The following is a 15517-nucleotide window of genomic DNA, read 5'->3' on the forward strand; positions in this document are numbered from 1 at the left end:
ATGTGGACATTGTGAAAATTCTAGTTGTCAGTGACAGTCATGGGCAAACAAAAGATTTATTAATGCTGAAAGAAAAATATGAAAATGAAACGGTTGCTATGTTTCATTGTGGTGACTCGGAATTAAATAGTAATGACCCAGCATTAAAAAACTTCATTTATGTAAAAGGCAATTGTGATTATGGACAAGATTTTGTAACGGAGCAAGTAAAGGATGTAGCAGGTTTTTGCTTTTTCATAACACATGGTCATCTTTATAATATTAAAATGACATTGCAAAACCTTTCTTATAAAGCTGAAGAAGTACAAGCTAATATTGTCTTATTTGGACATTCTCATAGCGCTGGTAGTATGCTAGGTACGGATGGAGTCTTATATATTAACCCAGGTAGCATTTTACTTCCACGTGGACGTGTTGAAAAAACATATGTGATTCTTGAGATTGAAGGAAAGCAAGTGAAGGTAAACTTTTATGATCATGAGCATAATTTATTGAAAAAATTATCAACTACTTATCAAATGAGTTAATATCATGTATAATTAACAACAGGGAGAAGCTTCTCCCTGTTATATAAGAAAAGTGAAAAAGGGTTAAAGCTATTGACTTTACCAGCATATCTTACTATAATTATAAATGTCCTTAAATAATTTCACTTTTAAAAAAAGATATTTTATACATATGTCCTGGTAGCTCAGCTGGATAGAGCAACGGCCTTCTAAGCCGTCGGTCGGGGGTTCGAATCCCTCCCAGGACGTCATATAGGACGTAAAGGCAACCTGAATAGGTTGTCTTTTTATTTTGAAAAAAAGACCTAAACCCTTTTACAGCGGTTTAGGTGAGAAATAATTTTATTTACTTCAAAAAAATTAAATTGATTGCTTGAAGTATTTGCTGTTTTTATAATTATCCTAAAGTGGTTGGCCAATAATAAAATATTAAAGTAGTTGCAATAATCATGACGCCACTAATCATTAAATAAATAGGGTATCTCAAAGTGATTTTCATCTCGTTGTTTTCGTTTTCTTCGATAGGTTGTTTTAAAAGTCTAGCCTGGAATACTTTTTCTTCAGCCGTAATGACACCGAATTTTGAACCAATAATAAGAGCTATGATGCTGCAAAGTAATCCGATAATAACTGGATTGAAATAGACTGGAAGAGTAACAGATTTTTCTATACCTTCACCGATAATGACGCCTAAAAATCCAGAGACAATGCTCCAAAAAGCGCCTTCTTTCGTAAGTGATTTAGAGAATACACTAGCGAAAGCGACTGGACCCCAAGATGCAGCAAATAATGTTGCGGCGAAGTAGCCAATCCACATAACAGCAGGCGGTTGCATTAAACCTATCAGTAATATAATGATGCTAATAATAATCATAGAGATACGACTTGTACGTAAAAGTTGTTGATCAGTATATTCTTTCTTACGAGATTGTTCCATAATATCTCTTGTAATGCTACTTCCTATTAATTGTAAAAAGCTAGAACAAGAGGATAAAGCGGCTGCCATAATACCGCTTACAATTATGATGCCAAGCCATTTAGGTACAATGTTCATTGCAGCCCATATATACACTTTCTCAGAAGGTGTAATATCAGCTTTAATTGTAGTGATTGTCGAAATGCTAATATGAAGGAATAAATAAATCGTAAAGATTGAGACAGTTGCCCATACTCCTGATCGAATAGCTACATGTTCATTTTTGGCCATTAAATAACGACTACTTTGCCATGGACTTACTGCTATAACAGCTCCCCATACTAGGCCCATAATAACAGCCCATGCTAATGCTTCACCTGGTGTTCCCATCGTAGCAGCGGGACCAGTGATGCCGTGCCAACTTAATAAGTCTGGTCGTGCAGATAAATGTGCAGCTTTTGTAATGGCATCTGGGAAACCTCCAGCTGCTTTAATAATATAAGGAAAACTAAGGTATGTAGCGACTGAGAAGAGGAAGAACATAATTGTATCATTTACCATTACTCCTTTTGCGCCAGAAAGAATGGTAAATGAGGAATAAACAATCCACATAATAAGAAGAGCAATCGGATATGATACACCGGAAACCTCAGACAATAAAACAGCTGCACCTTGTGTTACGGCAACTAAGTAAGCTGAAATACCGAGAATGGTTGTAATAGCTGCCGCTAAACGAACCTTTTTAGAATTAAACCGATTACCAAAATACTCAGGTACCGTTAATGATTGACTTCGGCGTAAATATCGACCAAATAGAAAAACACCAAGAATGTATCCGCTTGCATTAAAAATAACAAGTATTAAAAGAAGAACTGGATAGCCATCATATGAAAATCCAGCTTCACCCATAAAGGATACAGTGCTTAGGAAAGACGCTACCAATGTTCCTGTTACCATTAAAGTATTGCCGCTTCTTCCAGAAACATAATATTCTTCCGAGTTTGATACTTTCTTAAAGAGAAATAGCCCTATCGAGATGTAAACTAAAAAAGATACAATAATACCAATAACAAAAGCCATTTACATTCCTACTTTCTTTGTCAAATTTCTATTGTCTGTTTGTTTTTGGATTTGATCTTGTTTCTTTTTCATATTTACTAAAAACGCACGAGTAATCCATCCTAAAATAATAATTGAACCTCCATATGCAAAACTAAAAATTAATTCTCCCATGTTTCTCCTCCTTATGATTGTTAGTAATACTTGTGAATTTTATAATGCAAGTTCTATACCATTTTCTAAATGATGGAAATAAAAAAGAGGAATAAATTATTATTCCTCATACGCAAGTCGATATTTATTCAGTTTTCTCATAATAGTTGTTTGGCTTACTTGAAGAACTTTAGCTACTTTTCTTGTTGTTTTATAAGCTGATAGAGCCTGTGATAGTAATTGTTTCTCTGTTATTTCTACGGCGGTCTTTAATGGCATGATTTCGTACTCATCAGTAATGTCTAGATTACTGTTACTTGCTTGGAAAGGGAGGTCTTCTATAGAAATAATCGGTTTTTGCGCCATGACAACAATCTGCTCAATAAGGTTTTCCAATTCTCGTACATTACCAGGGTAATCCTGAAGCTGTAATAATATTTTAGAACTATCGTTTATTTGAATGGATTGGTTGTATTTCTTATTAAACTCTTGCAAGAAATGTTCAGTTAATAATAAGATATCTTCTTTACGTTCTCTTAAAGGAGGAATATGTAATGGTACGACATGCAATCGATAATATAAATCTTCTCGGAATTTGTTTTCGATAATTAATTTTTTTAAATCTTTATGGGTGGCTGAAATAATTCGGATATTTGCTTTCTTTTCTTTTGTGCCACCTACCTTCATATATGTTCTATCTTGAACGAGATGAAGAATCTTAACTTGTAAATCTAAGGGCATTTCACCTATTTCATCGAGAAATAAGGTACCTCCCTCGGCCATTTCTACAAGACCTTGCTTGCCACTCTTTTTTGCTCCTGTGAATGCACCACTTTCATAACCGAATAATTCGGATTCTATTAAGGCTGGTGGAATAGCTCCACAGTTCACTTGAACGAAGCTATTATTCGTTCTTGGACTAAAATCATGAATAATTCTTGCAAATACACCTTTGCCAACCCCTGTTTCACCATGTATAAAGATTGAAGAATCCATAGGTGCTACTTTTTTGGCTAGTTCGATTAAGTGAATCATCTTTTTAGAGCTAGTAATAAGGTTGTTAATACTTACAGTTTCTTCAGCTCGTAAAGATTCACTTGAATCTAAAGGATAGTTGGTTTGTGCATAAGTTAGTTGGTTTTTCATGTTTACTAATTCTGTAATATCTCTAGAGTTAGTCACTATTCTATAGAGCTGTCCTTCTTCATCGAATATCGGAGTTGCTGTACTAAAAACGGTTACGCCATTTGGATAGGTTTGTTCAGCCGATTGAATCGTTTTGCTCTCCATTGTTTGCTTAGTGACTGAATTTACAATCATGCCCTTTGCAGACAAATCGTGAATATTTTTATACATATATGCTTCAGGAGGTAGTCCAGTTAACTTCTTGCAAGATTCACTAACGAATAATGTTCTTCCATTTTCGTCTGTTACAAAGATTTCATCGAATGAGGAATTTAATACTTGCGTTAATTCTTTTACTTTCTTTCTTGTATAGTCTAGTTCCTCTTGAAGAGATGCTTGTAAGTTCAGTAAGGCGCTTCTTTCTTGTTGAGCTTTTTTTAGCTTCACTTCTTCAATGGAGAAACATTTATACTGATTATCAAAATATTGTACGACGTAATCATAATGGTTTAGCTCATCGTTTTTTAGTTCCTGTAGATTGTTCACCACGCAGAAAGAATTATTGATATAGGAAGTTATTGTATCACCTAAACCTTTTAAATAAGCTTTTCTCCAAAATGTATTTTCATCGATAATTCCTAAGACTTCAAGATGGTTTTTCATTACTAAAACAGGAGCATTTTGAATTTTGAGCAGTGACTCGATTTCTAAAAGAGAAATGTCGGAAAACACAATGAATGCATCTTTTTTTAATTCCATATGTATATCCTTTCTTATAAAAAATTGAACCGTTTTTGTTACAGTTATTCAAAATGGAGCTAGAGCATTTTCTTCATAAATAAGGCTAATTCCTTTTAAAGATAAAAAGAGTTGAACCGTTTTTGAACTTATTTTGAACCTAAAAAGGTTCGCCCCTCTTTTATTTCGAGATTATTCTGTTAATTCCTTTTGAAAACAGTAAAAAAATGAGTAATATAGAACTTATTTACTATAATAAGTGACGTTATTTACTAAAATGATTGGCATAATTATTGCATTTATTATAGTGAGGAGATATTGATGGTTTAACCACTAGACTTTTCTCAATACTTACATCTAATATTAGGGAGTGAACTTTTTATGACTCAATTTAAGCATTTATTTTCCAAATTAGTGATAGGTAATACGGAATTGAAAAATCGTATTTTAAGCACTGCTCATCAAACAAACCATGTTAAGGATGGTATCCCTACATCTGATATGATTGCTTATCATGAAACAAGAGCAAAAGGTGGGGTAGGTTTAATTGTTCTTGAGGCAGCAGCTGTTCATGTGTCAGGAAACCTTACTTCACATACAATTGCTGGGTATGATCCAAACATTGTCGATGCATATAAAGGATTATCTAATCGATTACATAAATATGGAACGAAAGTGTTTTCTCAATTATTTCACGGTGGTAGAGAAGTTGTTTCAAGTGATTATCGAAATGCAGCTTGGGCTCCTTCGGCTGTCCCGAGTTTGCGTTTTGGTATTATGCCAAAACCAATGAGTTTAGAAGATATTGAAGAGGTAATTGAAGGCTATGCAGAGTCCGCTAAATTAGCTAAAGAAGGTGGATTGGATGGGGTAGAGATTTGCTGTTCACATGGCTATTTACCGGCTCAATTTTGGTCTTCGCTAACAAATCTACGAACAGATCAATATGGTGGCTCCTTTGAGAATCGTATGCGTTTTATTGTTGATATTGTTGACAGAGTGTGGCAGAAAGTAGGAGAAGATTTCACAGTTGGTATTCGTATGAGTGCGGATGAATTAACGATGGATGGAACGACCCTAAAGGATGCTGTACAAATAGTTGAATATCTTGTTGATAAAGTACGTCTTGATTTTGTCGATGTTACGGGGGGGAATTCAAGTACGTATGAGGGCTCAACGCATATCGTTCCACCATCTCCGATGAAACATGCTTATCTATCGGCACATGGTTTTAAAATCCGAATGGCGGGAGCAGTTCCAGTATTTATCGGTTCAAGAATTGTTGACCCTGTAGAAGCTGAGCAGATTGTATCCACAGGTAAAGCGGATGTGGTTGGAATGACGAGAGCCTTGATTGTTGATCCAGATATGCCTAATAAAGCTTTACAAGGAGAAGCTCATGCGATTGATGCATGTATTGGCTGTTTGCAAGCATGTATTGGACACTATCATAAAGGCTTGCCAATTGGTTGTGTGCAAAATCCGAAAACAGGTAAAGAAGCTTGGGTTTTTGAAGAGTTAGAGAAGCCGAGAGAGAAGAAACAAGTTGTTATAATAGGGGCAGGTCCAGGCGGCTTAGAAGCGGCGATTACAGCGGACGCTTTAGGTCATGAAGTTACATTAATTGAAAAGCATAATTCAATTGGTGGATTACTTCAAACAATGCGCAAAACACCAATGCGCCATGAATTAGCGGAGTCGATGATTGACAATTATTCACGTAAATTAAGTCGAAGTAATGTACAGCTTAAACTAGGGGAAGTTGTGGATACTGAGACAATTGCACAAATGAATCCAGATGCGATTATATGTGCAACAGGCTCAAGACCGTATGTACCAGTAATTGATGGTATTGATGATGCTCGTGTTATATTGATTGATGATTTATTTAAACAAAATGCGAAAGTGGGTAAACGTGTTATAGTCTTTGATTTTGGTGGGGATTGGCCTGGGATGGAGGCAGCGCTTCATTTAGCTGAAAAAGGCCATGAAGTGATGTTAATAACATCAAGATTGCATATCGGTGAATCAGTGCATCAATATTTAAGAAATGAATATTTAAAGAAGTTATATGATTTGAATGTAAAACTACTCCCACATTATGACCTTGGCAGTATTTGTGATAATCAAGTTGAGATTCGTAATCTATTTAATCAGCAAAAAGTCCAATTAGAGAATTGGGATTCTATTGTATTGGCGGTTGGTCGTGTTCCTCATGATGATTTATATGAAAATATAAAAAATCTTGTTCCAATTGTTAAACAAATTGGAGATTGCCTTGGACCTCGCACAATAGAAGAAGCGACGCATGAAGGTATGCTAACTGCGATGAATTTATAAAAGAAGACCAAAGCTTAACCATAGGCTCTTGAATAGAGCTCTATATGGTTGAAGCTTTGGTTTTTTGTGATTGTTCAGGCGCTTTTCTTTTTCGTATAATTCGCATATGAGGTTAGATATTCATCCATTCGCTGATAAAGAAGAAGCATATGCTAATACTGAAGACAAGCCAAAGTCAGCGATGAAGATGAATTGAAGGAGAAGTATGAATATGAAGAAAATCGCAGATATCTCTCATCACCAAGGAGTGATTAATTGGGTGAAAGCTAGTCAGGAATTAGAATTAGTCATCATTCGTACTAAATATGGAAGCAATTTAACGGATCGATATTATAAAGCGAATGTAGCGGGTGTTAGAGCCAATAAAATTCCATATGGACTCTATCACTATGCTCAATTTGTAAGTGTCTCTGATGCAATTAAAGAAGCACAAGATTTTTTAGCAACGGCTACTAAGGAAGCGAGATTTCTAGTGCTTGATGTAGAAGAGCAAACGTGTCCATCAGTGGAGATTTTGCAAAAAGCATCTCAAGCATTTATTGATCATTGTAAATTAGCGGGATATAAAGTGGGTCTATATACAGGAAATCACTTTTACAAACCATATGGAATGGCCAAGGTTAAAGCAGATTTTCTTTGGATTCCAAGATACGGTAACAATGAACCTGTTATACCATGTGATATATGGCAGTATACAGATACGGGAAAGTTAGCAGGTGTTACTGGGTATGTAGACTTGAATAAATTGATAGGGAATAAGCCGTTGTCTTGGTTTATTGATGAACAACCTGTTGGACCTAGTAAGGTTTATAGATTAGTAACGGGTACTTTCAGTAGTAAAGCTTCAGTAGAAAAGGCACAAGCTAATTTGAAAAAGTATTTCAAGGTTGTTTATATAAAACAAGAGGGTGATGTGTATCGACTAGTTACGGGAACATTTGCTAATAAAGCTGACGCAGAAAAAGGAATGAAAATCATTAAAACTGAGTTTGGGTATGTTGTGTATTTGAAAGAAGTGTAAAACGAAGCGCCATAGTAAATATTGAAGATTTTATGTGATAAATGTGATGCTATGAAGGTATGAGGCCGTAATTCTTAGCTAAAAATGAGAACTTTCTTACAGGTTTGGAATAGTGTTGCTAGAGCTGTAAATGTGAAATATACTATCGGTACATCAAACGTTCTTTAGAATTGTATGGAGGTTCGAAATTATGGAAACTATAAAAAAAGCAGTATTTGAATATTACAATAATGAAGGAATATATCCTAAAAATATTAAGCTGAATAAAAATATCATTGTTAATTTGAAAGAGCGAGGATATGTGAGTTCTTCTCCAACAAATCCATCTAAATTGGTTTTTCTAGGTATTGAAGTTCAACCGGATGATCAAGTAAGGGATTTTGAAATTTGTTAAATGAAGGCTGTCCAAAAGTGATTTGCAATTACTTTTTGGACAGCCTTTTTTAAAAGATAAGAATGTATCTAATTTTGTGTGGTGATTAACGTTACACCTGCCATGTTTCTGCTAGTTGCTTAGAATTAAAAAAGAAGCAAATTCTAAATCAAAAAGGACTGGTGACGTTTTTTCTATTTATCTTCGCGTAATAAATATTCGTTACCTTCATTGTCTTTGAATGAAAACATATTTCCGTAAGGCATTCTCAACATTTTCCCTACTTCTATACCTTTCTCCTGCATTTGTGTATATGCGCTTTCAATATCAGTGGTACTTAATAAGATGGAAGGATGTTCAACATTTGCATCTGGCTTTTGCTGTTTCATAAGAGTCTTATCATATAATATAAAAGTTGTGAATTCACCCTCACTTGGACCTACCTCTAACCAAGTCATTGATGGACCCATTGGCTGCTCTAATTTAACCACAAAATTCATTTTCTCTGTCCAGAATGTTTTCGCTGCTGCTTGATCATTTACATAAATAGTAACCTTCCCGATTTTGTTTATCATATGTAAGTACCTCCATTGGTCATTATTTTTAATAAAGAAATATAAATAAAGTGTTGTGGAATTGTTAATATATAGTATTCCCATTTCATAATACCTTTATTAGAAATATAATAAAGAATGTATGTTCTGTTTGTCGAAGCATATTTGAAATTTCATTACTCTAGGTTAGAGGGGGGGATTTTCAACAATTAGTTACAAAATCCGCTTATTCCACTTTTTTATATAGGCTTAACAATGAGACAGTTTCATAGAAGCTTCAATATATTACTAGTAATAATATTGAAAGGGGGATATCTATGATTAACTGGAAAGTACGTTTTAAAAATCCAACATGGGTTGTTACTGTCGGCATTCCTTCTGTTATTATACTTGCTCAGATGATTCTTGCATTTATTAATGAATATATTGCTCCAACGGGATTTTCAATTACTAATAATGCTATTAATGGGTTTATGGGCATTGTAAACTTCATTGCTATTACATTTTTGGGGATTGGTGGAGTTGTTGATCCGACAACAAAAGGTGTAGCTGATAGTGAAAATGCGAAGAATTATAAGCAACCAAATTAGATATATTCTATTGATTTGTGTTTTGTTTTTTGAAATTGAGGGAATACGTAAATTAACATAAATAAAAAAGCAGTGAGATTCTAAATTTAGAAGCCCACTGCTTTGGATATATTAGACTATTAATTTAACACTCTAGTAGCGCTAGAGAATTTAGATGGGTTGTATGAAGAGATTTTTACAACGTCACCAGTTTGTGGCGCGTGGATATATTGTCCTCCACCGATATAAATACCAACGTGGTATGCTGGTTTACCCATGAATACTAAATCACCAGGTTGTACGCTGCTAGTTGAAACTTGAGTTCCAACGTTTTGTTGAGCACTTGAAACTCGTGGTAAACTAACACCTACTGCTCTAAATACATAGCTAGTAAATCCTGAGCAGTCAAAACCACTTGGAGTTGTTCCACCCCAAACATATGGTACACCAAGATATTGTTTAGCTATAGAAATAACTGATGATGCACTACCTGAAGCAGGTGCATTTACAACTGGTGTATTGCTTGGTTTGTTAGTACTTTCGTTGTTGCTGTTATTTTGATTAGATGAAGAGCTTTGTTGATTGTTTTCAACTTGATTTTGAGATGGCTGAGATTCAGCTCTTTGAGCACGTGCTGCACGAGCTGCTGCTTCACGACGTTGCTGTTCAGCAATGCGTTTTGCTTCTTCTTCAGCTTTCTGTTTTGCTTCTTGAACTTTTTTCAGTTCTGTTTGAATTGTTGCTTTACGTTTTTCAATAGCAGCTTTTTCTTTTGTAGCTGCTTCTTGTCTATTCTTGATTGTTACAAGTTCTTGATCAAGTTTAGCTTTCTTCTCTTTAAGTTCTTCATCTTTCTTCGTTAACGAATCAGTTAATTGCTTGTCGCTTTCCATGATTGTTAAAACAGCGCTAGTTTTTTGGAAGAAATCAGATACACCTTCAGATGTTAATAAGATTTCTACAAGATTAAATTCTACTGAACCGTTCATTTGAATGTTTTGTAAACGATCTTTTGATAGTTCGATAGAACGCTCAAGAGATGCTTCAAGTTTTTGAATTTCAACTTTAGAGTCTTCTACTCTTTTTTGACCTTCTTTAACTTGTGTATTTAATTTTTGAATCTTTACCATAGATTCAATGATATCATTATCAATTTTACGAATCTTAGTTTGTAAATCTTCTATTTGAGTATTATAAGTAGCTAGTGTTGTAGAAGGAGTAGTTACTGGTGCAGCGAAAGCTGGAGCTGCTTGTAATAATAGAGCTGCGCTTAATGATAATGCAGCGACTTTCTTCATTGCTGATTTCTTCATATATTAAAATCTCCAATTTCTATGTAAATTAATTTTTTTCTAATTTCTAAACTAAATTTTATTGGTATTGCTGTCGAAAAACAAGGGTTTAGGCCCGTGTTTCGACATATGTAATGTAAATATGTTCTTTGTAACATTACTGTAATATTTCTGATTAATCTATTAGGCTGTGAGGTATATAGTGTAATAGAAGAAAAACCTATTAAATAAAGGCTTTATATAAAGAAACTGATTTTTAATAGGAAGTATAAGGAGAATATTGTCATTTTTTGATTATCTTGTTTTTGACATTTTTCTCAGAGGGAATTCAATAACTATTGAAATAAAAAAGAGAACCTTTCATTGAGGTTCTCTTTCGGTTATTTAGTAATTGTAATAAAGATTTTTTCTATAGTACAGTTGCACCAATTGAATGTTTGAAATGGTTTAGTGCCCAATCATGACCTGTAGGATTAAAGCTAGCAACAGCACTAGAGTGAATAACAATTTTAAATCCTTTATTATAAGCATCCACCGCTGTATGTAAAATGCAAATGTCTGTACACACTCCAATTAAGTGTACTTCATTGATATTTCTTTCACGCAATTTAATTTCTAAATCCGTTCCAGCAAATGCTGAATATCTAGTTTTGTCCATCCAATAAATATTCTTCTGTTCTTGTTGCGCTTTTTGATAAACATCATTTAATTTACCATAAAGGTGACGCCCTTTTGTATTTTTGATGTTATGTGGTGGAAACAACTTTGTTTCTGGATGAAAAGGATCATCTTTAGTATGAAGATCGATAGCGAATACGACATAATCTCCTTGATTAATAAATTCTTGTGTAATAGAGACAATTCGATCTTCGATTTCTTGTCCAGGTTTTCCACATGTTAATGCCCCGTCGTCAGCAATAAAGTCAACTGTATAATCAATATTAAGTAAAGCTTTGTTCATTAGGTAACACTCCTTTTTCCATAGGCATGTGAATTCTTTGTTATAAGTATATATGAAATACCCTATTTTATCCTGCATAATGGCACTAATTAAATAGGAATACATCATATAAAAATTTTTTTAATAACCACTTTTTAATTAAGGAGATTTGTCTGTGTACTAGTTGTCTAAAAGTTTGAATATACTGAAAAAAATCACTATAATATCATTAACGAGTTTTGCTTAGTGAAATTATAGTTTAGAGGAGACGAGATGAGAATGAGTATTACAAATTCAGAAACTAAAGGATATTTTGGTGAATTTGGTGGAAGCTTTATACCAGATGACCTTCAGCATGTCATGAATATACTTGAAGAGAATTTCTTACGTTATAAAGATGATCCAACTTTCCAAGAAGAGTTTAAGTTTTATTTAAAAGAGTATGTTGGGCGTGAAAATCCATTAACATTTGCAGAGAATTTAACGAAGCAAGTAGGCGGAGCGAAGATTTATTTAAAACGAGAAGATTTAAACCATACAGGTGCTCATAAAATTAATAATGCGATTGGACAAATTTTACTTGCGAAGAGAATGGGTGCAAAGCGTATTATTGCTGAGACAGGTGCGGGTCAACATGGTGTTGCTACTGCAACTGCATGTGCAATGTTTGGGATGGATTGTGTTATTTATATGGGTAAATTAGATACACAGCGTCAAGCGTTAAATGTATTCCGAATGGAATTATTAGGTGCTAAAGTTGTGCCAGTAGAGAAAGGTCAAGGACGATTAAAGGATGCTGTTGATGCGGCTTTAGATGATCTTGTTGAAAACTATCAAAATACTTTTTATCTACTAGGATCTGCTGTTGGACCACATCCATATCCTACAATGGTAAAACATTTTCAAGCGATTATTAGTGAAGAATCTAAGCGTCAAATTCTTGAGAAAGAAGGGAAACTTCCGACTGCAGTTGTAGCATGTACAGGTGGTGGAAGTAATGCAATTGGTGCATTTGCTCATTATATTGATGATGAGAATGTGAGATTAATTGGAGTTGAACCAGAGGAAGCACCAACTTTGTCTCAAGGTGTACCAGCTGTGTTACATGGCTTTAAATGTATAACATTGTTAGATGAACAAGGTGAACCAAAACCTACGTTTTCCATTGCTGCAGGTTTAGATTATCCTGGAGTAGGACCTGAACATAGTTATATGAAGGTAAATGGAAGAGCAGAATATGTAACAATTAAGGGAGAAGAAGCTTTAGAAGCATTCCAGGTGTTATCTAAAACAGAAGGGATTATCCCAGCCCTTGAAAGCTCTCATGCTGTTGCTTATGCTGTTAAATTAGCTAAGGAGCTATCTGCAGATGATGTGATTATTGTTAATTTATCTGGTCGTGGAGATAAGGATGTTGAGCAAGTATTTAACATGTTGAAGAAATAACCTTATATATCAGGTTGCATTTATTTAGCGTTTCTGTTATTCTTAAGAAGAATTATTTTTGTTCGGTTTAGATTGATAAGTTTAGTAGCTCGTCTATAGATTTGAGCAAGGATAGTATTACATTGTGTGGTTAGCACACTAGGAGGCAACAAACATGGAACAAGGTAAAGTAAAATGGTTTAACGCAGACAAAGGTTTTGGATTCATCGAGCGTGAAGGTGGAGAAGACGTATTCGTACATTTCTCAGCTATCCAAAGCGAAGGTTTCAAATCTTTAGACGAAGGTCAAAGCGTAACTTTTGAAGTAGAACAAGGTCAACGTGGACCACAAGCTACTAACGTTGTTAAAGCTTAATCATTAACTAATAAATAAAGCAAATCCTTATGGATTTGCTTTTTTTGTTGTTTACAATATATTTTTATATAGGGGGGGAGGAGTATGAAACAGCAATTACATGTTTTTATAAAGGTAGTTGAATTGAAAAGTTTTTCCAGAGCTGCTGAAGAACTATATATGACGCAGCCTGCAGTTAGTCAATACATACAATCATTAGAAGAGTCCGTTGGCACAAAATTGCTCGAGAGAACAAATAAAATTATTTCATTAACAAAAGCAGGAGAAATCGTATACATAAAGGGGAAAGAAATCCTTCGACTATATGGGAAGATGCATCATTTAATTGAGGATTTAACGAATCAAGCAAAGGGTTCGATTTCAATAGGAGCTAGCTATACATTTGGTGAGTATATTTTGCCGCATGTTATCGCTGCAATGAAGGAAAACTACCCAAGTATCAAACCAACTATATCCATTGGCAATACTAAAGAAATTATTGAACTAGTTAAAAATAATAGTTTGGATATAGGCATTATTGAAGGTGATTTGGATAATCAGCGTACGCTTACAATAGAACAATTTGCAGAAGATACTTTGTTTATTGTGGCCTCCGCATTATGTAAAGGAATATGTGATAAAAAAATAGTTACATTGCAAGACTTAGAAGATGAAACATGGATTATTAGAGAAAGTGGATCGGGTACAAGGGAAGCAACTGATAAGATGTTTCGAAAACTAGGTATAAACCCACAAAACAAAATGGAATTTGGAAGTACACAGGTTATTAAAGAATCAGTAGAAGCGGGTTTAGGAATTACATTTATTTCTAAAGCATCTTTCCGCAAAGAACAAGCATTACAAACATTACAGGTAGTAAAAGGAGAAGATTACTATTTGAAAAGGCATTTTTCATATGTAGTGAAATCTTCTTTTCAAACGAAAGCAGTTGAATTGTTTATTGAATTATTAAAGCAATCTGTATGAAAGCATCACTGATTATAGCATTTGAAAAATATTTCTAGTAAACTTAAGATAATTAAAGTCTAACAATGAGGTGGATATGCATGTCGGTGGCGGGGGAAGAGAGGAAAAAAAGAATTCTTGAAATACTAGATGTTGAGGGTAAAGTTAAAGTAAATGACTTGGCTAGTAAACTGGGTGTTTCAACTGAAACAATACGAAGATATCTGGAAGAATTAGATAAAGAAGAGAAGTTGAAAAAGGTGTACGGTGGTGCAGTTAAAGTATCTTACTTTAAGAGTGAACCTTCTGCTGTTGAAAGGGAAATTATTCGTATTGATGAAAAAGAAAAAATCGGAAAAGAAGCAGTCAGTATAATAAATGATCACGATGTCATTGCTATTGATGATGGAAGTACCACGATGCAGTTGGCAAAGCATCTAGTAAATAAAACAAATATAACGGTTCTTACAAATTCCGTAACGGCTCTTTCTGCTTTAATAGAAAATCATTATCAACAATTGTTTACAGGGAAAATCATTTTTATTGGTGGGGAAATTAATAGTACTCATTATCGAACAACCGGTTCTATTTCGTTAAAGATGATAGAGGATTATTATGTTGATAAATATTTTATTACAGTTGATGGAATATCTTTAGAGCGCGGGGTAACTTGTTATGATTCATCAAAAGGAATTTTTACCAAGAAAATGATTCAACAAGCATATAACTCCATTATTCTTATTGATCACACGAAAATTGACCAAGAGAAGTATTTCCGTATTGGTGAATTAGAGGATATTGATACTATCATTTGTGATCAGCCAGCACCTGACAACTGGAGTGAAGCGATAAAAAAATCAAATATAAACTGGATTGTTCCAGAATCAGAGAATAATTAATTGATTTCATTACATATATAACTCGATGGTTTCTATAAGTAATCTTAAGGAGAGATTACATTATAGAAACCATTTTTTTGTTGTGAAAACGTCTAAAAAAAGGCGTTGTATTAAGGAATTTGAATATATTGCAAATAAAAACAATAAAAAACCAATAAAAGAACAACAAAAATGTGGATTAATTCCAAGTTTGTGTGTTATACTGATTTCAAGTTAAGGATTTGAAAATTCTGAATATAAAAACAGCTTAGAAAGACGTTTCCGTAAATGAAATAAGTTAAGTAAG

Annotated in this window: 15 protein-coding genes and 1 tRNA gene; 10 read left to right on the forward strand and 6 right to left on the reverse strand. The window is 34.1% G+C overall.

The window, feature by feature from the left end; translation table 11 throughout:
• Positions 1-11 precede the first annotated feature (11 nt).
• Positions 12-527: a YfcE family phosphodiesterase gene (locus tag TX86_RS01125; RefSeq protein ID WP_042345486.1), complete on the forward strand. Its 516-nt coding sequence runs from the start codon at positions 12-14 to the stop codon at positions 525-527.
• Between the two features lie 153 nt (positions 528-680).
• A tRNA-Arg gene (locus tag TX86_RS01130) sits at positions 681-754 on the forward strand.
• Positions 755-903: 149 nt separating this feature from the next.
• Here TX86_RS01130 and TX86_RS01135 read toward each other — a convergent pair.
• From TX86_RS01135 to TX86_RS01140, 3 genes are all read right to left on the reverse strand, one after another.
• Positions 904-2502 carry a sodium:solute symporter family protein gene (locus TX86_RS01135; RefSeq protein ID WP_042345488.1) on the reverse strand — a complete coding sequence of 533 codons (1599 nt, stop codon included), beginning with the start codon at positions 2500-2502 and terminating at the stop codon, positions 904-906.
• Positions 2503-2655: a hypothetical protein gene (locus TX86_RS26530; RefSeq protein WP_154663027.1), complete on the reverse strand. Its 153-nt coding sequence runs from the start codon at positions 2653-2655 to the stop codon at positions 2503-2505.
• 99 nt (positions 2656-2754) lie between these two features.
• Positions 2755-4518: a sigma 54-interacting transcriptional regulator gene (locus TX86_RS01140; RefSeq protein WP_052343495.1), complete on the reverse strand. Its 1764-nt coding sequence runs from the start codon at positions 4516-4518 to the stop codon at positions 2755-2757.
• A gap of 360 nt (positions 4519-4878) precedes the next feature.
• Between TX86_RS01140 and TX86_RS01145 the strand changes: the two genes are divergently transcribed.
• The 3 genes from TX86_RS01145 (at position 4879) to TX86_RS01155 (ending at position 8252) form a co-directional block, all read left to right on the forward strand.
• On the forward strand, positions 4879-6837 hold the full coding sequence (locus tag TX86_RS01145; protein WP_042345490.1) for an oxidoreductase: 1959 nt from the start codon (positions 4879-4881) through the stop codon (positions 6835-6837).
• A gap of 211 nt (positions 6838-7048) precedes the next feature.
• A complete protein-coding gene (locus TX86_RS01150; RefSeq protein WP_042345491.1) occupies positions 7049-7858 on the forward strand; it encodes a GH25 family lysozyme in 810 nt (269 codons plus the stop codon).
• A 190-nt stretch (positions 7859-8048) separates the two neighbouring features.
• Positions 8049-8252, forward strand: coding sequence for a hypothetical protein (locus TX86_RS01155; RefSeq protein WP_042345493.1), 204 nt, complete (start codon positions 8049-8051; stop codon positions 8250-8252).
• 173 nt (positions 8253-8425) lie between these two features.
• Here the strand turns inward: TX86_RS01155 and TX86_RS01160 are convergent, their stop codons facing one another.
• Positions 8426-8806, reverse strand: a complete 381-nt coding sequence (locus TX86_RS01160; protein WP_042345494.1) for a VOC family protein — start codon at positions 8804-8806, stop codon at positions 8426-8428.
• Positions 8807-9102: 296 nt separating this feature from the next.
• Here TX86_RS01160 and TX86_RS01165 point away from each other — a divergent pair, with 296 nt between their 5' ends.
• A complete protein-coding gene (locus TX86_RS01165; protein WP_042345495.1) occupies positions 9103-9375 on the forward strand; it encodes a phage holin in 273 nt (90 codons plus the stop codon).
• 119 nt (positions 9376-9494) lie between these two features.
• Here the strand turns inward: TX86_RS01165 and TX86_RS01170 are convergent, their stop codons facing one another.
• Together TX86_RS01170 and TX86_RS01175 are read right to left on the reverse strand one after the other, a co-directional pair.
• A complete protein-coding gene (locus tag TX86_RS01170; protein ID WP_042345496.1) occupies positions 9495-10667 on the reverse strand; it encodes a C40 family peptidase in 1173 nt (390 codons plus the stop codon).
• A 388-nt stretch (positions 10668-11055) separates the two neighbouring features.
• Positions 11056-11607: a cysteine hydrolase family protein gene (locus TX86_RS01175; protein WP_042345498.1), complete on the reverse strand. Its 552-nt coding sequence runs from the start codon at positions 11605-11607 to the stop codon at positions 11056-11058.
• Between the two features lie 258 nt (positions 11608-11865).
• Here TX86_RS01175 and trpB point away from each other — a divergent pair, with 258 nt between their 5' ends.
• The 4 genes from trpB to TX86_RS01195 all read left to right on the forward strand — a co-directional run bounded on the left by trpB (position 11866) and on the right by TX86_RS01195 (position 15231).
• Positions 11866-13032 (forward strand): tryptophan synthase subunit beta, encoded by a 1167-nt coding sequence (trpB, locus tag TX86_RS01180; protein WP_042345499.1) that lies wholly within the window; start codon positions 11866-11868, stop codon positions 13030-13032.
• Positions 13033-13186: 154 nt separating this feature from the next.
• Positions 13187-13387, forward strand: coding sequence for a cold-shock protein (locus TX86_RS01185; RefSeq protein ID WP_042345500.1), 201 nt, complete (start codon positions 13187-13189; stop codon positions 13385-13387).
• An 84-nt stretch (positions 13388-13471) separates the two neighbouring features.
• A complete protein-coding gene (locus TX86_RS01190) occupies positions 13472-14353 on the forward strand; it encodes a LysR family transcriptional regulator (protein WP_042345501.1) in 882 nt (293 codons plus the stop codon).
• An 80-nt stretch (positions 14354-14433) separates the two neighbouring features.
• On the forward strand, positions 14434-15231 hold the full coding sequence (locus TX86_RS01195) for a DeoR/GlpR family DNA-binding transcription regulator (protein ID WP_042345505.1): 798 nt from the start codon (positions 14434-14436) through the stop codon (positions 15229-15231).
• The last annotated feature ends 286 nt before the right edge of the window (positions 15232-15517 follow it).

Source organism: Bacillus massiliigorillae (assembly GCF_000380245.2).
Classification (GTDB): Bacteria; Bacillota; Bacilli; order Bacillales; family DSM-1321; genus Bacillus_AD; species Bacillus_AD massiliigorillae.